Genomic DNA, 17,021 nt, shown 5'->3' on the forward strand with positions numbered 1-17,021 from the left:
AGGGGGGCGCAAACTCTTTGTTGAAAAACGTAAGGCGAAAAAATGGCGTCAATTACGATTGTTATCCCCTTCTACCAGAAACAGACAGGCATTCTGCAGCGCGCATTGAGGTCGATATCTAGGCAAGAGTTTCAGGATTTCGATATCCTCATCATCGATGATGAATCGCCGCTCCCCGCCGAAAGCGAACTTCAATCTCTCTCGGACGAGGAACGTCGGCGCATCACGGTCATCCGTCAACCCAATGCCGGCCCCGGCGGCGCGCGCAATGCCGGCCTCGACAATGTGCCGGCGACAAGCCGCTTCGTCGCCTTCCTCGATTCCGACGACGAATGGACGCCACAGCATCTCGGCAATGCCTTCGCGGCGCTGACGCGCCACGATGCCGACTGCTATTGGGACTCGATCGAGGGCGGCGAGGAGTTTTCCTATCACTTCGGCATGGACGAGCTGGCAAAGGCCCCCGATGCCGTGCGCCTTTCCGACAGGCCGTCGCTGATCGAAATTCCCGACATCGCCAGCGTGATGCTGAAGGACTGGGGCTTTCTGCACCTCTCCTGCATGGTCATCGGCCGGCCGCTGTTCGAGAAGATCCGCTTTGAAGCGGCGCTGCGGCTGGCGGCCGAGGACGTGCTGTTCTTCTGCGATTGCATCCTGGCGGCCAAGCGCGTGCTGCTCTGCGAAGATGCCGGCGCCCTGCGCGGCGAAGGCATGAACATCTTCCACAGCATCGACAATGATTCCCCACAATTCCTGCGCCAGCAGTTCAACACCTGGACGGCGCTCGACACGCTGGAACAGCGTTTTTCGCGCCGGCCACAGGATATCGCCACCATTCGCGACTGCAAGAACCGCGCCCGCAAGCAGGCTCTCTGGAGCCAGATGCGGCAGCTCCGGCGGCTGCGCGTGCCGCAGGTCGGGCTGCTGGCAAAATGGGCCTGGCGCGACCCCGGCATATTGCAGAGCGCGATGCAGCTTGCCGCCGGCAAGTTGGCGCCCTAGTTTGTGCACCGCAGCAAAGCTGTTCATGCCCCATGCTAGAGCCAATGCATGTTCAGCTCGTCTCTAGATTAGCAAGGAGTCCTGTATGAAGCCGTTCCACTGGGAATCCACCCATGGCAATTTCGGTGACGATCTCAATCTCTGGCTCTGGGATTTTCTCCTCCCCGGCCTGCGCAACGTTCATGAAGAAACATTGCTGGTCGGTGTCGGCACCGTCCTCAACACCCTGATCCTGCCGCTCGAGGGCCGCAAGCTGGTGATCGGCAGCGGCTTCGGCTATGGCTCGCTTCCCGACATGAGCGACCGGAACCTATGGGATATCCGCAGCGTGCGCGGCCCGCTGACGGCCGAAAAGGTCGGCCTGCCCCAGGACATGGGCATCATCGACCCGGCCGTCATGGTGACCGAGATGCCGGAATTCAAAAACCTGCCGAAGAGCGGCCGCCGCACCTTCGTGCCGCATTGGGAATCCGCCGCTGCGGGCCTCTGGCCGGAGATCTGCAAGACCGTCGGCCTCTCCTATCTCGACCCGCGCGGCGAGGCGAAGGCCGTGATCCGCGAGATCGCCACCTCCGAGCTGATCGTCGCCGAATCCATGCACGGCGCCATCCTCGCCGACGCCTTCCGCGTGCCGTGGATCGCCGTCAGCACCTCGCGGTCGATCAACAGCTTCAAATGGAACGACTGGGCCCGCTCGCTCGGCGTCACCTATGCGCCGAAACATGTTCCCGTCTCCACGCGCGCCGAAGCGATCGCCAAGGGCGCCCGTTTCTGGGGCGTCGGCTTCGAACGCAACGAACAGGCGGCCGAGGAATTGGAGAAGCGGCGCGAGGGCGAAACCGTGGTTGCCGATCCGGAACAGACGACGCTTCGCGTCATGGCCAAGCAGGCGCTCGCCGTGCCGTCGGCCCTGGCGCTGTGGCAGGCCAGCAAGGGCAAGCCGCAATTGAGCAGCGATGCCGCCCTTGCCGCGCGCAAGGAGCGTTTCATGGCGGTGATCGACGGCGTCCGCCGCGATTACTTCTGACCCGAAAGCCAGTTCGATAACCCTTATTCGGGGACGGCCTGCAGCAGATAGCGCAGGCCGTTCGTTCCCGAATGGGCGATCGGCGCGCCGCCACCCTTGCGGAAACGCTCGGTCTTGTCGGCGAGAATGCCGCCGGCGATGGCCGGGATAGCTGCCGGCTTGCCCAAGGCATAGGAGGCTGCGGCCGCAAGGCCGGACTGCGACTTCACATCGAGAAAATGCCGCAGTTCGTAGCGGCCGCGAATATGCTCCTCATGGCGGCGTATGGCGGCCGCGTCGCTGTGCGACAACCCGCCGGCGGCAAGGATCGCCCGGTCCGCCTCGTAGAGACGGCGCAGATCCTCGGTGCGATGCCGGCCGCTGAGCGAATTGCTGCGCACGACGGCGCCGTAGCCGCAGCTATGGATGATCTTGTAGCGCGCACCCTTGGCGAGCGCCCGCACATAGAGATCGTAATCCTCGCCGAGCCGCAGCGCCTCGTCGTAGCGCAAGCCGTGCCTGTCGAGGAACGAGCGCCGCATCAGCGGCTTCAGAAAGCCGATCTCGCCGCGCCGCACGCCGCGCTTGGAGATATTGCCTTCGACAAAGGCCACCAGATCGAGAAAACGCGGTTTGGGATCAAAACGGTCGAGCATCGTATAGGCGTTCGGAACCGTATCGGCATCGACGAAGGCGATATTGTCGGCGGCGAAATCCCAGTCGTTGTCGGCAAGCAACGGCCTGAAGCGGCCCGGAAAGAAGAAATCGTCAGCATCGAGGATGCCGATAAGCGGTGCCCGCGATATCTCGATGGCGCGATTGCGCGCGGCCGATGGACCGCGATTCCTCTCGAATTCCTCGATGATCAACCGTCCGGTGCCATCATCCGCCTGTCTTGCCGCCGCCGCCGTGCCATCAGTCGAACCATCGTCGATGACGACGACCTCGGCCACTTCCGGCTCGCGCAACGCCGAAGCGACGGCCAGCCCAATGGTGTCGCTGGCATTCTTCGCGGCAATGATTACGCAGACATTGTTTTCGGCACTGTCGGTCAAGTCAGCCTCCATCGTTCTGTCGGAGACTTAGGACGACAACAGCAATCCGGCAACCGTATGGTCACCAAAAGATACGCCAGAGACCGGCGTCAGGGATTGAAGGGTTCGGAACGATTGAGGTTGGCCGCGGGCAGGCCGCCGACCTTGTCACCGTCGCGCGCCGGCGTTCCGGCCATGCCTTCGTTCAGCAAGGCATGGCGCGCATTGCGTTCCTTCCAGACCAGGAAAACAACACCCGCGAAATAACCGATCTGCAGCAGGATGGCGCAAATCAACGTTTCGATCAGCGTAACCGAAAGCGAATGCGTCAGGAAATAAGTCGCGACGGCGAAAACGGCTAGCGTGCCCGCCATGCTGATGAAGACACGTGGCGCGTACATAAGATTTACCTCGCGCGCACGAATATCTGAAGAAAAGTAATCAAGGTCTTTCCTCCCTCAGTAGACCCAGAACTTAAATATATTTTATGATTCATTGAGATTCAACCAATCCAGAGCAATCCGTTACAAATTGATACGACCCTAGCGCCGACCTCGTTAAAACTACTCCTCTGGAATAAGTACAATTGCATTTATTGTGTTTTTTCCTCTGACGGCACTCCATCAAAGGTTGTTCGCAAAATTTTCACATACAATTTTCATGCTGCTAATCGATTAGTGCCGCGATCGGGAATTCAAACAATTCAATCAACTTTTATTACAAAGTCCCGCGACAGGGGCCGTCAATATGTGCACTGCAATATGTTATTGCATCGCAATATTTTTCACCCAATATCAAGTCCAGTCATGAACGATCACAAGCCGTCAAAGCCTATCCCCGCTAAAACCCATGAAAAAATCCGGCGACATGATCTTTAAATCCCTCCTAGACTATTGCCACCCACGTAAGAAATACATCTGTTCGGCATTCTTACAACGTACATACTGCAAGAACTATTACTCGATAAGCAAATGAACTTGGCTCTTCCAGCGCGCTGGCGGTAAAAGCGTACCACGAATTCGCGTCGCCATAAAAATTTGGCTTAAAAAAACCAAATCCCGACCTACACTCCTCGCTGCATAGCACTAACTACGCGACCGACATTCCCGACCAATTCGCCAACATGAATGGAGTGATCTCTATGAAGTCTGCGACGAGATCGGCCACATCGGCTTTTTTCAGCGCTGCGGAAAACGACGTTTTTCCGCCAACAGGTGGAGTACTAAAGAGGGCGTTCGACGTGAGCGCCGCCCTGGCGGCGCTGATCCTGATCAGCCCTCTCTTCCTTATGCTTATGCTCCTGGTGAAGTTTTCGGACCGGGGGCCTATCTTCTACGGTCATCGCCGCATCGGTCACAATGGCAAGACCTTCCGTTGCATGAAGTTTCGCACCATGGTCGTCGACGGCGACAGGGTTCTGCAGGCCTATCTGCAAAACAATCCGCGGGCCATGGAAGAATGGCGTGAAACGCGCAAGCTGCAGAATGACCCCCGCGTCACTCTTGTCGGCGCCGTTCTCCGCAAGTTGAGCCTCGACGAACTGCCGCAGCTCATCAATATCATTCGCGGCGAAATGAGCGTCGTCGGCCCCCGTCCGGTCGTCGAGGACGAACTCGAGCGTTACGACGCCTCCGCCATCTACTATCTCCAGTCGCGCCCCGGCCTGACGGGCCTGTGGCAGGTCAGCGGCCGCAACGACGTCTCCTACGAGAGCCGCGTCGCCTTCGATACGCATTACGTCAAGAACTGGTCGCTTGGCAGCGACATGATGATCATTGCCAAAACCATTCCTGCGGTCTGCCTTTCGCGCGGCAGCTACTGACGACGAACGCAGCGACCGCAGGAGGCTCCTGCGGTTTTCCCCGTGCTTGCGGGGCTGCAATCCAATAACAGGGAAGTCCTGCATGATTGAAATTCAGCCTTCTGGTAGGCTCGTTGGCGCAACCACATCTTTTCGTTGCGCAGCTCTCCTTTTCCTCAGCCTGTGCACGGTAACAGGCAGCGCCCGCGCCGACAGCCTTCCAGGCTATCACCTGGGCGTCATGGACAAGCTCCGCATTCGTGTTGCAGAATGGCAGACGGCAGAGGGCACGATCCGCGACTGGTCGGTGATTTCGGGCGACTACACGGTCGGTCCCTCCGGTGCTGTTTCCATTCCCTTCATCGGCGACATGCCGGCCAGCGGCAAAACGACGGATGAGATCGCCGAGGCGATCGGCCTCGGGCTGCAGAAGCAATTCGGCCTGCGCGACCGGCCGTCAGCCTCCGTCGAGCTGTCGCAGTTCCGGCCGATCTATCTGTCCGGCGAAGTCCAGAATCCCGGCGAATATCCCTTTGCACCGAACCTTTCCGTCCTGAAGGCGATCAGCCTGGGCGGCGGCATGCGCCGCGCCGATGCGGGCCAGCGCTTTGCCCGCGACTTCATCAACGCCAAGGGTGATGCCGTCGTCCTCATGGCCGAACGCGGACGTCTCCTGATGCGCAAGGCCCGCCTGCTGGCGGAGCTTGCCGGCAAGGAACAGATCGACGTTCCCTCGGATCTGCAGAAATTGCCGCAATCCGCCGATTTGCTCGCCAGCGAAGAAGCGCTGATGAAGACGCGCAGCCAGCGCATGAAAACGCAATTGCAGGCGCTGGCGGACCTGAAGGTGCTGCTGCAAGGCGAGGTCGAGGCGCTGGCCAAGAAGACCGACACGCTGAACCGCCAGCTGGATCTCGCCAAGGCAGACCGCGACAAGGTCGAGAGCCTGGCCGAAAGAGGCCTGGAACTTGCCTCGCGCAGGATCTCGGCCGAGCAGCGCGCCTCCGACGTGGAAACCAACCTGCTGGATACCGACACGGCATCGCTGAACGCCAAGCAGAGCATCAGCAAGGCCAATCAAGACGAGAATACCGTGCGCAACGACTGGCAGAACTCGCTTGCGCAGGATCTGCAGGACACCGATACCCAGCTGGAAACCCTGCAGCTCAAGCTTTCGACCAGCCAGTCGCTGATGCAGGAGGCGGTCGCGCAATCGGCCGACGCCGGCAATATCGACCCCGGCGGACAGGGCGTGCAGGTGGTCTACACGATCGTTCGGGAGGAAAATGGCCAGGCGAAGGAGATTCCCGCTCAGGAGAATACCCAGGTCCTGCCAGGCGACCTCATCAAGGTGAGCGCCGGTCTCGCCATGCGCTAAGGAGAGTCGATGCGGATTCCCAAATCGACCTTTATCCGTCCCGGCCGCAACGCCACCTACGGCATGGTGGCGATTGCGCTTTCCTTTTTCGTCTTCGCCTATTCCTCGCGGTTCGGGCAAGCCTCCATCCTTGCCTATTATGCGCTGTGGTTTCCGCTGGTCTTGCTCGATTACCGCAGCGTGCTCGGCAACTACCGCAAGCATCTCTGGATCTTCGCCTTCGGCGTTTTCACCTGCCTGTCGATCTTCTGGTCGGTGGTGCCGTCGATTTCGGCCCGCGCCGGTATCCAGTACATGACGCATATCGTCTGCGCGCTGATCGCCATGCGCACGCTCGATATCCGCACGCTCACACGTGGCGCGATCGCCGGCGCCGGCATGGTGCTGATCTATTCGATCCTGTTCGGCTACTATGCCTTCGATCCCTTTGACGGCACCTACAGCTTTGTCGGTGCCTTCGATTCCAAGAACCAGCTCGGCTTCTATGCCTCGCTCGGCATTTATTTCGCCTTTGCCGCGGTCTTCATCCTCGGCGAACGCCGCATCTGGATGCTCGGTGCCGGCATTCTCGGCCTGCTGTCGGCCTACTGTCTGCACGCCTCGGCGTCGGCGACCTCAATGCTGACCACCGGCCTGGTCGTATGCCTCTGCATCGGCTTGCGCGTTATCCTGTTTCTATCGCCGAGACAGCGCCAGAGGCTGTTCGTCGCCGCCGCCATATCCGGTGTCGTGCTCGCCGTTGCCGGCGTCTATCTCGGCGCCGTCGATCTCGTGCTCGGCGCCTTCGGCAAGGATTCGACCCTGACCGGCCGCACCTATCTTTGGCAACAGGGCATAGCGGCCGCGCAGCTCAATCCTTTCTTCGGCGTCGGATATCAGGCCTATTGGGTACAGGGTTTTTCGGAGCCAGAACGCCTTTGGGACGAGTTCTACATCGGCTCCCGCGCCGGCTTCCACTTCCACAATACCTATATCGAAACCACGGTGGAAACCGGTCTGATCGGTGTCTTCCTGCTTGCCTCAATCCTGCTTTCCACCATCATCGGTCACCTCAAGCGGTTTCTCGGCGATATCCGAAACGACGAATCCTATGTTCTGTTCGGCCTCACCACGCTGCTTCTGATCCGTTCCTTCGTTGAGATCGATATTCTCAATCCCTACCAGGTCGGTTCCTTCCTGTTCTATTTCGCGGCAGGAAAGCTGGCGATGAGAACCCGCACGTCGCCGATCGCTCCGCTTGCCGGCGATGACCGGATGGAGCTTGCGCCACCGGCAAACTGGGAGCCGCGGATCAGCAGATGAAGACCCTCTACGGCATCCAGTATCTTCGCGCCCTGGCCGCCCTCGCCGTCGTGGTTTTCCATGCGGCGGAACGCTCCGACAGCCATTTCGTCATCGGCGCCGCCGGCGTCGATGTCTTCTTCGTCATCAGCGGCTTCATCATGTGGACGATGAGCGAGCGCCGGCCGGTGACGCCGTTGCGCTTCCTTGCCGATCGGCTGCAGCGCATCGCGCCGTCCTACTGGATCGTCACCGCCATCATGATAGCCGGCGCCGTCGCCGGCCTGTTTCCGAACATGAGGCTGACGGCCGACCATATTCTCGGCTCGCTGTTCTTCATCCCGGTGCGCTCTCCGAGCAACGGCGAGATCTGGCCGATCCTGGTGCAGGGCTGGACGCTGAATTTCGAGATGTTCTTCTACGTCATCTTCGCCGCGACGCTGCTTCTGCCGCGCCGCATCCAGCTTGCCGGCATGGCCGCCGTCTTCTTCGCCTTCGTCATTGCCGGCGCCATCATCCATCCGCAAACGCCGCTGCTCGTGACCTATACGCGGCCGATCATCCTGGAATTCGTCGCCGGCGCCATCCTGGGGCAGCTCTGGCTGTCCGGACGGGTTCCGGGCGCCGGCCTCGGCCTTTCGCTGATCCTGGTTGCATTGGCGGGCTTTACCGCCATCCAGCTTCTCCGACTGGATTTCAACGAATTGACCTGCGGACCGCTCGCCGTAGCGCTGGTGCTCGGCACGGTGTCGGTCGAACGCAGCGGCAGGCTGCCTGCCATTCCCCTGCTTGCCTATCTCGGCAACGGCTCCTATTCGATCTACCTTTGGCACACATTGGCAATCTCGGTGGTCGTCAAGCTGATGGCATCGATGCAAATGCCCTCCGATGTCATAACCTTCATCGGTGTCATCTCCGGCACGCTTCTCGGCGTCTGCGCCTATGAGATCGTCGAAAAGCCGCTGCGCAATCTGTTGAAGGGCCTGAGCTGGCAAAGGTCGCGTCCTTCGCCGGTCTGAGCGGCAACCAAACATCGTCGCTGATAGCACATCAACCGGCGGGGGACACGGCCGGCATCAATTGCGTGCAGGCGGTGCGGCCATCGGCGATGTCATAAGCCGGCTCCTTGCGACAACCGCAATCCTGGAACGGCGATGTCAACGGCCATGCAGATAGCCGAGCCGAGCTCTCATATTTTTTTAAAAACCAGTAAAATTCATGGGTTGATATTATATTAGATATATCTAATTAACGAGTGCTTCCGCAATGGAAGCACATTGATCCAACGTCTTTTTCAACTCGATATGGAGGAAATACCATGCCCCGTTATTTTGCCTTTGCACAAGACTCGTCACCAGGTCTGGAATTCATCATCGAGTTGACGGATGAAAATCGGATCAATGAGGCATTGGATATCATTTCCGGCAAGGAGAAGAGCCGGATTCATGTCCATGGCAGGATCATCAAGAGAACTCAGCCATACAATCCGAGATTCAGCTTCTATCTGGATCCGCAAACAATCAACTTCTTCGACATGGCCATCGAGGTCTGCGACGCAGACATGCTCTATGTCGAAGAGCATCTCGACGAAGCCGGCGGCGCCTTCCTGCCCGGCGGCCATTGGTGCCCCTGGAACTCCAAAGTCGTCCGCGAGGTAACCCTTCGATAAGACGGAATGGGCGGCAATTCAGGTGAGACGATCCCGCCCGATTGCCGCCCTTCTCAATGACACCGGGTGTCGAATATTTCTAACCGCGCCGGCGGCGCAACTGGTCGAAATAGACGATCACGATGATCAGCAGGCCGGTGATGATGCGCTGCCAGAAGGAATTGAGGTTCAGCAGATTGGCGCCGTTGTTGATGGTGGCGAGGATGAAGGCGCCGATCAGCGGGCCATAGACCGAACCGACCGCGCCGAACAGGCTGGTGCCGCCGATGACCGAGGAGGCGATCGCCTGCAATTCCCAGCCATCCGCCTGCGTCGCATTGCCGATGGCGATGCGTGAGGCCAGCAGGACGCCGACGAAGGCGGCGCAGGTGCCGGACAGAATATAGGCGAGATAGATCATCCAGGTCACGTTGACGCCGGACAGGCGCGCGGCTTCGCGGTTCGAACCGACGGCGAAGAGATAGCGGCCCCAGCGGCTCAGATGCAGGAAGATGAAGGCCGGCACCGCCACCACGATCACCATCCAGAACAGACTCGGAATCCCGAGGAAGTCGGAGACGGCGAAGTTGGTGAAATCGTCATTGACGATATTGATGGTCGAGCCGTTGGTGATCAGCAGGCCGATGCCGCGCAATGACGTCAGCGTCGCCAACGTGATGATGAAGGGCGGCAGGCCCATGCGGACGATGCCGAAGCCGTGGAAGGCGCCGATCAGCACGCCGAAGGCAAGCGTGATCAGGACCGCCGCCCAGACCGGGAAGCCCGCCTGCAACAGCCAGGCGATGATCACCGTGCAGAAGCCGACGATGGCGCCGACCGACAGGTCGATACCGGCGGTGATGATGACGAAGGTCTGCCCGAGGGCCAGGATTGCCGTCATCGACCCCTGTCGCATCAGGTTGGTGATGTTGAGCGGCGTCCAGAATTTATCCGTCCAGAAACCCAAAAGCACCCAGAGAGCGAGCAGCAGCAAGATCAGCGTCAGGCTGAAGAAGATGTTCATCTTGCGCCGCGGCGCTATGGCGGGGCCGTCTGTGGTATTCGTGGCCATTCCTGTCCCTCTCTATTCTCGTTTTTATCTGTTGTTCGGAACGATCTCGCCTTTCCATGAAACGCGGAACCGTTCCTGCTCTTTGCATTTACGTGCCGATCGCTTCGCCGAGGACTTCCTCATGCGTGGCGGCGTGAAAATCATGACTGGCGACGAGTTGGCCGCGGCGGAAGACATGCAGGCGGTCGGCGAGCTCATAGACTTCCGGCAGATAGGAGGAGATGACGATGATCCCCGCCCCTTCCTTCAGCAGCATCGCGAACAGCCGGTAGATTTCCGCCTTGGTGCCAACATCGACACCGACGGTCGGCTCGTCGAAGATGAAGAGCTTGGCGCCATGGCTCAGCCATTTGCCGATGACGACCTTCTGCTGGTTGCCGCCCGACATGGCGGAAACCAGAACACGCCGGCTCGGCGTCTTGATGCTCAAGTCGCGGATCTGCCTATCGGCATTGGCCGCCTCGCCATGCGCGCTGATGACCGGGCCGCGGCTCAGCCGCTTGAAGACCGGCAGGTTGATATTGAGCCCGATCGGCAGGTTGAGGCAAAGCCCCTGGTCGCGACGGCTTTCCGGCGCAAGCGCAATGCCGAGATCCATGGCATCACGCTCGCTGCGGATATCGACCTTGCGGCCCTGCCAGTAGATCTCGCCCGCAGACAAAGGCTGGCGGCCGTAGAGACCGAGCGCGAATTCGCTGCGACCAGCGCCGATCAGTCCGTAGAGACCGACGATCTCTCCGGCCCTGACACTCAGCGAGATATCCTCGAAACCGGGGCCGGACAGGCCGCGCGTTTCCAGAATGGTCTCGCCGATCGGGATCTCTTCCTTGTGATAGATCTGCTCGATCGAGCGGTTGATCATCAGCTTGATCAGCTCGTCCTCGTTGGTTTCGCCGATCGAGCGGGTGCCGACATGGGTGCCGTCGCGCAGCACCGAGACGCGGTCGGCGAGTTCGAAGACCTCTTCCATGCGGTGGCTGATATAGACGATGGTGACGCCTTCGCCCTGCAGGCGGCGGATCAGCTTGAACAGCTGCGCCGATTCCTTGCGGGTGAGATAGGCGGTCGGTTCGTCGAAGATCAAAAATTGCGTGCCGCGCATAGCCGCGCGGGCGGTCGCGACAAGCTGCTGCTGGCCGATGGTGAGCGAGCTCAGCGGCACGCCGGCCGGCAGGCCGAAACCGAGATCGTCCAGCACGGCCTGCGCCATCTTCTCCATCTGCTTCTTGCGCATCAGCCCGAAGCGGTTGACCTCGTCGCCGAGAAAGAGATTGGCGGCAACCGTCAGATGCGGGCAGAGCACGACCTCCTGATGCACCGCGTTGATGCCGCGGGCGATCGCCTCGTTCGGATTGGCGAGGGCGACCGGATGGCCGCACCAGAGGATTTCACCCGCCGTGCGGGTGATGACGCCGGTGAGCAGCTTGATGAGGGTCGATTTGCCGGCACCGTTTTCGCCGACGATGGCATGAACCTCGCCCGCCAGAAAGGTGACGGTCGCCGGCTTCAATGCCTCGACATAGCCATAGCGCTTATGCAGCCCCTTGAGCTCGAGAATGGGCGAGCCGGTCGGAACGCGATTGGCTTCCGTCCGCACGCTGTCATCGTGGCGATGACTGATCTCTTCGAGGCTCGTCATGGGCTCTCCTCCCTTTGGCCGGTCATGATCCCCGTTCGCCTCCACGCGAACCGGGCCGAAATGGCAGGGGCCGCGCCAGGTCTCCCGGCGCGGCCCGCAAGCGTTACTTGACCTTCGGGTTCAGCAGAGCGTCGATCTTCGGATCGCTCATGTTCGCCTTGGTCACGAGGTTGGCGCCGGTATCGACATTGGCCGCAACCTTTTCCTTCTTCGAGGCGGCTAGCGCCGTCTTGATGCCGTCATAGCCCATGCGATAGGGGTCCTGAACGACGAGGCCGGCGAGAACGCCCGACTTCAGGAAGCCGACGGTCTTGTCGTCATTGTCGAAGCCGATGACCTTGATCTTGTCGCCGAGCTTGTTTTCGGCGATCGCCTGGCCAACGCCCTGCGCCATGATCAGGTTGGAGGCGAAGACGCCGACGAGCTTCGGATTGGCGGTGATCAGGTCGGTCATGATGTTGAGGCCGGTGGTCGCCTGGCCGTCGGCATATTTGTCGGCCACGACCTTCAGGCCCGGATACTTGGCCTTGATCTCTTCCAGGAAGCCCTGGCGGCGCTGATCGAGCGAGCCGACGCCGGGCAGGCTGGTGATGATGGCGATTTCGCCCTCTTCCTTGCCGGTCATGCCCTTGATCGCAGCGGCAAGACCGTCGGCGGCAATGCGGCCGCCCTGGGTATTGTCGGTGGTCAGGAACGAGATGAAGGACTTGGAATCGGCGCCGGAATCGATGCCCACCACCGGCACGGACTTGGCTGCTTCATCGACCGGCTTGCCGAGTGCCTTGAACTCGGTCGGCGAGATGACGACGGCAGCCGGCTTGCCGGCCACGGCATTTTCAAGAATGCTGATCTGGCCGTTGACGTCGGATTCCGACTGGGCGCCGAGCTCCGGCACGTTGACGCCGAGATCCTTGCCGGCCTTGCGGGCGCCGGCGAGAACGATCTGCCAATAGAAGGATGTCGTGTCCTTGACGATAATCGGGATCGTCACTTCGGCCGCAAAGGATTGCGCCGGCATGGCGACGGCAATCATGGCCGCACCGGCGAGACCGGCAAAGGCGCGGCGGGACAGAAGGGATTTGGCGATGGTCATTGATTTCTCCTCTCAACGCGCTCTTATCCTGCACACCGGCCGTTGAACGCTTGCGGCTCGGTATCGTGAACTCGATATGAGCTCACGCATTGCGGAGCGGCAGATAACCGACCCCGCCAAAACAGGCTTTCCTCCTCGTCGCACCGTCTCCTCGACGGTGCGATAGCTCTTTAATTTGCGTTGCATGATCTTATCCGAAAACCGCTTCACGCTTTTCGCTTCGCGGTCCTGCGGTTCGAGATCATGCTGTCAGACCCGGACGGCCTCGTCTCCCAAGGGTGGCGCGACCAGGGTCAATCCTTCGAATTCCGCATAAAGGCTCGCCGGAAGCTTCGGCTCGACGAGCTGCATGTTGCGGATCAAACTTGCCGCCTTCGCCGTGCCGATCAGCACAGAGGCGACCGACGGATTGGCGAGCGGAAACTGCAGCGCCGGCGCCGCAAGCGGGAGGCCATGGCGGCGGGCGACTTCCTCCATCGCGCCGACCTTGGCCAGGATGTCCGGCGTGGCCGGAAGATAATCGAAATGCGCGCCCGGCACCGGCCCGGTCGCGAGAATGCCGGAGTTGAAGACACCGCCGACCACGAGCGAGGTCCCCTTCTTCTCGCAGAGCGGCAGCAGGTCGGCGACGGCCGAACGGTCGAGCAGCGTGTAGCGGCCGGCAAGCAGGATGCAGTCGATATCGGCCTCGCGCATGACGTCGAGGCAGACCGGCACCTCGTTGACGCCGAGGCCATAGGCCTTGATCGCGCCCGAGGACTTCAGCTCCTCCAGCGCCTTCAGGCCGGAGCCGAGAAGCTGGCCGAGATAGTGGTCGTTCAGCGCCTTGCCGTGGGTATAGCCGCCGATATCGTGGACATAGAGGATATCGATGCGGTTGAGACCGAGGCGGGCATAGCTGAATTCCACCGACCGCATGATACCGTCATAGGAATAGTCGTAATCCGCATCGAAGGGCAGAGGATCGACATAGCCGTAATTCGGCACCTTGTCGCTGGCAACCGGGCGCATCAGCCGTCCGACCTTGGTGGAAAGCACATAGCTGTCTTCCGGCTGGTCGCGCAGGAAATCGCCGACGCGGCGTTCGCCGAGACCGAAACCATACCAGGGCGCCACGTCGAAATAGCGGATGCCGCTATCCCATGCCGCCTGCAGGGTTTCGATGGCCTGATCGCGGGGGCAGGCGCGGTAAAGACCGCCAAGAGCCGCGGCACCGAAGCTGATCTCGGTGACCTCCAGATCCGTCCTGCCGATTCTTCTCGTTTTCATCACCTCTCCCTTGTGATGACTGCTCGATCGGTTTCCCCATGCCCGGCGTTCAGAGCCGGCCGCGGGGACATGCATATGCTGCCCTAGAGCGTCGCTCCGAGATGCCAGGGCACGAACTCGTTGTCGCCGTAGCCAAAGGCTTCGCTCTTCGTCTTCTTGCCCGATGCGATCTCGATGATCAGCTCAAATATCTCGCGGCCCTTGCCCGATATCGTCGCTTCGCCGGTGGCGATCGTGCCGCAGTCGATATCCATATCCTCCTCCATCGCGTGATAGAGCGCCGAATTGCTCGACAGCTTGAAGGACGGCGCCGGCCGCGAGCCGAAACAGCTGCCTCGGCCGGTGGTGAAGGCGATCATGTTCGCGCCGCCCGCGACCTGGCCAGTTGCCGAAACCGGATCATAGCCCGGCGTATCCATGAAGACGAGCCCATGCTCCGTGACCCGCTCGGCATAGCCATAGACGGCGGTCAGCGGCGAGCGGCCGCCCTTGGCGACGGCGCCGAGCGATTTTTCCAGAATGGTGGTCAGGCCGCCGCGCTTGTTGCCGGGCGAAGGGTTGTTGTCGAGCGAAGCGCCATGCATGGCGACATATTTTTCCCACCAGTCGATCTTCGCGTCGAGCTTGGCGGCGACCGCCTCGCTGACGGCGCGGCTGCGCAGCAGATGCTCGGCACCGTAGATTTCCGAGGTTTCCGACAGGATCGCCGTGCCGCCGGCTGCGGCGAGCAAATCGGCGGCCGCACCCAGCGCCGGATTGGCGGTGATGCCGGAAAAGCCGTCGGAACCACCACATTGCAGGCCGACGATGATCTCGCTGATCGGGATCGGCTCGCGGCGGGCGCGGCCGACCTCTTCGGCGATCTCCTTCAACACGCCCATGGCGAGCGCCACGGCGCGGCGCGAGCCGCCGGCATCCTGAATGTTGAAATGGCGCTTGCTGGCGCCGGCGCCGCTCTGGCCGTAGAGCATCAGCTGGTTGACCTCGCAGCCGAGGCCGATCATCAGCACGCCGCCGAAATTCACATGGCGCGTATAGCCGGCGAGCGTCCGGTGCAGCGTCTGCATGCCGTCGCCGGTCGAACTCATGCCGCAGCCCTGGTCGTGCACGATCGGCACGAAACCGTCGATGCCCTCATAGTGCGGAAGGAGCGTCCGGTTTGCCTCTTCCGCGATGGCGCGGCAAACCGTGGTGGAACAGTTCACGCTGGCGATGATGCCGATATAATTGCGGGTCGCGGCCCGGCCGTCGGCGCGGCGATAGCCCAGGAAGCTGCGGGCCTTGTCGGCCTCTGTCGCTGCCTCCGGCTCCGCATTGGCGGTGGCTGCCAGACGGTCGTTCTCGAAATGCAGATTATGGCTATGGACATGCTCGCCGGCCTTGACCTCGGCCGTCGTGCGGCCGATCGCCTGGCCGTATTTGACGACCGGCGTGCCGAGCGCGATGTCACGGATCGCGAATTTGTGGCCGGGATCGATCCTATCGCGCGTCACCACGCCGCCCACGACAGAAATACCGGGCTCGATCGCCGCCGTCGCCACGGCGACATTGTCGCCCTCCGACAAAAGGACCCAAGGCTGCTTGCTCACTATCCTCTCCCAGAACAATCTTGTTCTTCGGCAGGCCCCTCCTCGGGCTGTTGCCGATTGATTTTGTTTTTTATCTACAATAAACATTTTGGTGTCAACGAGGAAATCGTCTGCCGGCCTCAACCGACGTCGGACGCATGCAGCGACGCTCCTCGCACTTGACCGCCATTCCGGAATGGCAAAGACATCACCGCCGGCAAAGAGCGGTGAATGATAAGCGAGGGAGGAAATGGCGAGACAAAAGACGCTCTTCAAGGATGCGTATAATCGCTACGCGGCCGGACTGAAGCCGGATACGGCATTGCCGACCGAGCCCGAGATCGCCGCCGAACTCGGCGTGAGCCGCAGCACGGCGCGCGCCATCCTGATGCGTCTTAGTGACGCTGGCATCATCCTGTGGAACAAGCGCCAGAAGATCGTGCTGCGCCAGCCGACGGCTGCGGATTTCTTTCCGCAGGAGGAAACCAATTCGCTGCACGACATCATCGAACGCAGCTTCATGCTGCGCATCCTTTCCGACGAGGCTCAGCCCGGCATGCAGATCAACGAGCTGGAACTGGCGCGCGAGATCGGTACGGGAACCTCGGTGGTGCGCGAGTTCCTCATCCGTTTCAGCCGATTCGGGCTGATCGAGAAACGACCGAACAGCCATTGGATCCTGAAGGGCTTCACCAGCGAATTCGCGCTGGAACTTGCCGACGTGCGCGAAATGTTCGAGCTGCATTCGGCGGCCGAGTTCGGGCGCATGCCGGTGGATCATCCGGCCTGGACCGATCTGGCGGTCATCAAGCGGGAGCACTATGATCTCCTGGAGAATTTCGACGAGCGCTACCGCGATTTCTCGCAGCTCGACGAGAAATTCCATCTTCTCATTCACCGTGCCTCGAAGAACCGTTTCATCGCCGATTTCTACGACGCGATCGCCATCGTCTTTCACTACCACTATCAGTGGAACAAGGCCTTTGCCCGCGAGCGCAATTCACGCGCCATCGTCGAGCACCTCGACTATATAGAAGCCTTGGAGGCACGCGATCCGCAATGGATCGACCGAGCCTGCCGCACCCACCTCGCCTCGGCGCGGCAGACCCTGCTGCAATCGATCCCGCAGAATACGAACGAGGCCATCGAACCGGCGGGCTGAAAGGGACGACAAGCCTGGAAAGGCTGGCAACGCGCGAACAACGCCCGCAATCGCCAGCCGCCCTTTTC

Annotated in this window: 15 protein-coding genes; 7 read left to right on the plus strand and 8 right to left on the minus strand. The window is 60.8% G+C overall.

What is annotated here, in order from left to right; translation table 11 throughout:
- Positions 1-42 precede the first annotated feature (42 nt).
- Positions 43-1,002 (plus strand): glycosyltransferase family 2 protein, encoded by a 960-nt coding sequence (locus tag FHX11_RS15015; protein WP_184358442.1) that lies wholly within the window; start codon positions 43-45, stop codon positions 1,000-1,002.
- Between the two features lie 85 nt (positions 1,003-1,087).
- Positions 1,088-2,029, plus strand: a complete 942-nt coding sequence (locus FHX11_RS15020) for a polysaccharide pyruvyl transferase family protein (RefSeq protein WP_184358443.1) — start codon at positions 1,088-1,090, stop codon at positions 2,027-2,029.
- Between the two features lie 23 nt (positions 2,030-2,052).
- Here FHX11_RS15020 and FHX11_RS15025 read toward each other — a convergent pair whose 3' ends face one another.
- Both FHX11_RS15025 and FHX11_RS15030 read right to left on the minus strand, forming a co-directional pair.
- Positions 2,053-3,063: a glycosyltransferase family 2 protein gene (locus FHX11_RS15025; RefSeq protein ID WP_184358444.1), complete on the minus strand. Its 1,011-nt coding sequence runs from the start codon at positions 3,061-3,063 to the stop codon at positions 2,053-2,055.
- Positions 3,064-3,152: 89 nt separating this feature from the next.
- Positions 3,153-3,443 (minus strand): exopolysaccharide production repressor protein, encoded by a 291-nt coding sequence (locus tag FHX11_RS15030; protein WP_184358445.1) that lies wholly within the window; start codon positions 3,441-3,443, stop codon positions 3,153-3,155.
- A gap of 740 nt (positions 3,444-4,183) precedes the next feature.
- Here FHX11_RS15030 and FHX11_RS15035 point away from each other — a divergent pair.
- From FHX11_RS15035 to FHX11_RS15050, 4 genes are all read left to right on the plus strand, one after another.
- Complete coding sequence (locus FHX11_RS15035) at positions 4,184-4,864, plus strand: sugar transferase (RefSeq protein WP_184358446.1); 681 nt, start codon at positions 4,184-4,186, stop codon at positions 4,862-4,864.
- 82 nt (positions 4,865-4,946) lie between these two features.
- Entirely contained in the window at positions 4,947-6,221 is a 1,275-nt protein-coding gene (locus tag FHX11_RS15040; protein ID WP_184358447.1) for a polysaccharide biosynthesis/export family protein, read from the plus strand.
- Positions 6,222-6,230: 9 nt separating this feature from the next.
- Positions 6,231-7,523: an O-antigen ligase gene (locus FHX11_RS15045; RefSeq protein WP_184358448.1), complete on the plus strand. Its 1,293-nt coding sequence runs from the start codon at positions 6,231-6,233 to the stop codon at positions 7,521-7,523.
- The gene (locus FHX11_RS15050; protein ID WP_184358449.1) at positions 7,520-8,521 is read left to right on the plus strand and encodes an acyltransferase; all 1,002 of its coding nucleotides are present in this window, start codon (positions 7,520-7,522) and stop codon (positions 8,519-8,521) included. Before FHX11_RS15045 ends, FHX11_RS15050 begins: the two co-directional genes overlap by 4 nt.
- Before the next feature lie 332 nt (positions 8,522-8,853).
- Here the strand turns inward: FHX11_RS15050 and FHX11_RS15055 are convergent, their stop codons facing one another.
- The 6 genes from FHX11_RS15055 to FHX11_RS15080 form a co-directional block, all read right to left on the minus strand.
- Positions 8,854-9,123, minus strand: a complete 270-nt coding sequence (locus FHX11_RS15055; RefSeq protein WP_184358450.1) for a hypothetical protein — start codon at positions 9,121-9,123, stop codon at positions 8,854-8,856.
- Between the two features lie 127 nt (positions 9,124-9,250).
- Positions 9,251-10,222, minus strand: coding sequence for an ABC transporter permease (locus FHX11_RS15060; protein WP_184358451.1), 972 nt, complete (start codon positions 10,220-10,222; stop codon positions 9,251-9,253).
- 88 nt (positions 10,223-10,310) lie between these two features.
- Complete coding sequence (locus tag FHX11_RS15065) at positions 10,311-11,861, minus strand: sugar ABC transporter ATP-binding protein (RefSeq protein ID WP_184358452.1); 1,551 nt, start codon at positions 11,859-11,861, stop codon at positions 10,311-10,313.
- A gap of 103 nt (positions 11,862-11,964) precedes the next feature.
- On the minus strand, positions 11,965-12,954 hold the full coding sequence (locus FHX11_RS15070; RefSeq protein WP_184358453.1) for an ABC transporter substrate-binding protein: 990 nt from the start codon (positions 12,952-12,954) through the stop codon (positions 11,965-11,967).
- 249 nt (positions 12,955-13,203) lie between these two features.
- Entirely contained in the window at positions 13,204-14,223 is a 1,020-nt protein-coding gene (locus tag FHX11_RS15075; protein WP_184358454.1) for an aldo/keto reductase, read from the minus strand.
- Between the two features lie 83 nt (positions 14,224-14,306).
- Positions 14,307-15,812 carry an altronate dehydratase family protein gene (locus FHX11_RS15080; RefSeq protein ID WP_184358455.1) on the minus strand — a complete coding sequence of 502 codons (1,506 nt, stop codon included), beginning with the start codon at positions 15,810-15,812 and terminating at the stop codon, positions 14,307-14,309.
- A 229-nt stretch (positions 15,813-16,041) separates the two neighbouring features.
- Between FHX11_RS15080 and FHX11_RS15085 the strand changes: the two genes are divergently transcribed.
- Positions 16,042-16,953 (plus strand): GntR family transcriptional regulator, encoded by a 912-nt coding sequence (locus FHX11_RS15085; RefSeq protein WP_184358456.1) that lies wholly within the window; start codon positions 16,042-16,044, stop codon positions 16,951-16,953.
- Positions 16,954-17,021 lie beyond the last annotated feature (68 nt).

Source organism: Rhizobium sp. BK602 (assembly GCF_014195095.1).
Taxonomy (GTDB): domain Bacteria; phylum Pseudomonadota; class Alphaproteobacteria; order Rhizobiales; family Rhizobiaceae; genus Rhizobium.

What these genes read in the sequence shown, in the direction of transcription:
- FHX11_RS15015 (WP_184358442.1), top strand. Translation starts at nt 43, where the DNA reads ATGGCGTCAATTACGATTGTTATCCCCTTCTACCAGAAACAGACAGGC.
- FHX11_RS15020 (WP_184358443.1), top strand. Translation starts at nt 1,088, where the DNA reads ATGAAGCCGTTCCACTGGGAATCCACCCATGGCAATTTCGGTGACGAT.
- FHX11_RS15030 (WP_184358445.1), bottom strand. Translation starts at nt 3,443, where the DNA reads ATGTACGCGCCACGTGTCTTCATCAGCATGGCGGGCACGCTAGCCGTT.
- FHX11_RS15035 (WP_184358446.1), top strand. Translation starts at nt 4,184, where the DNA reads ATGAAGTCTGCGACGAGATCGGCCACATCGGCTTTTTTCAGCGCTGCG.
- FHX11_RS15040 (WP_184358447.1), top strand. Translation starts at nt 4,947, where the DNA reads ATGATTGAAATTCAGCCTTCTGGTAGGCTCGTTGGCGCAACCACATCT.
- FHX11_RS15045 (WP_184358448.1), top strand. Translation starts at nt 6,231, where the DNA reads ATGCGGATTCCCAAATCGACCTTTATCCGTCCCGGCCGCAACGCCACC.
- FHX11_RS15050 (WP_184358449.1), top strand. Translation starts at nt 7,520, where the DNA reads ATGAAGACCCTCTACGGCATCCAGTATCTTCGCGCCCTGGCCGCCCTC.
- FHX11_RS15055 (WP_184358450.1), bottom strand. Translation starts at nt 9,123, where the DNA reads ATGGCCGCCGGGCAGGAAGGCGCCGCCGGCTTCGTCGAGATGCTCTTC.
- FHX11_RS15060 (WP_184358451.1), bottom strand. Translation starts at nt 10,222, where the DNA reads ATGGCCACGAATACCACAGACGGCCCCGCCATAGCGCCGCGGCGCAAG.
- FHX11_RS15065 (WP_184358452.1), bottom strand. Translation starts at nt 11,861, where the DNA reads ATGACGAGCCTCGAAGAGATCAGTCATCGCCACGATGACAGCGTGCGG.
- FHX11_RS15070 (WP_184358453.1), bottom strand. Translation starts at nt 12,954, where the DNA reads ATGACCATCGCCAAATCCCTTCTGTCCCGCCGCGCCTTTGCCGGTCTC.
- FHX11_RS15075 (WP_184358454.1), bottom strand. Translation starts at nt 14,223, where the DNA reads ATGAAAACGAGAAGAATCGGCAGGACGGATCTGGAGGTCACCGAGATC.
- FHX11_RS15085 (WP_184358456.1), top strand. Translation starts at nt 16,042, where the DNA reads ATGGCGAGACAAAAGACGCTCTTCAAGGATGCGTATAATCGCTACGCG.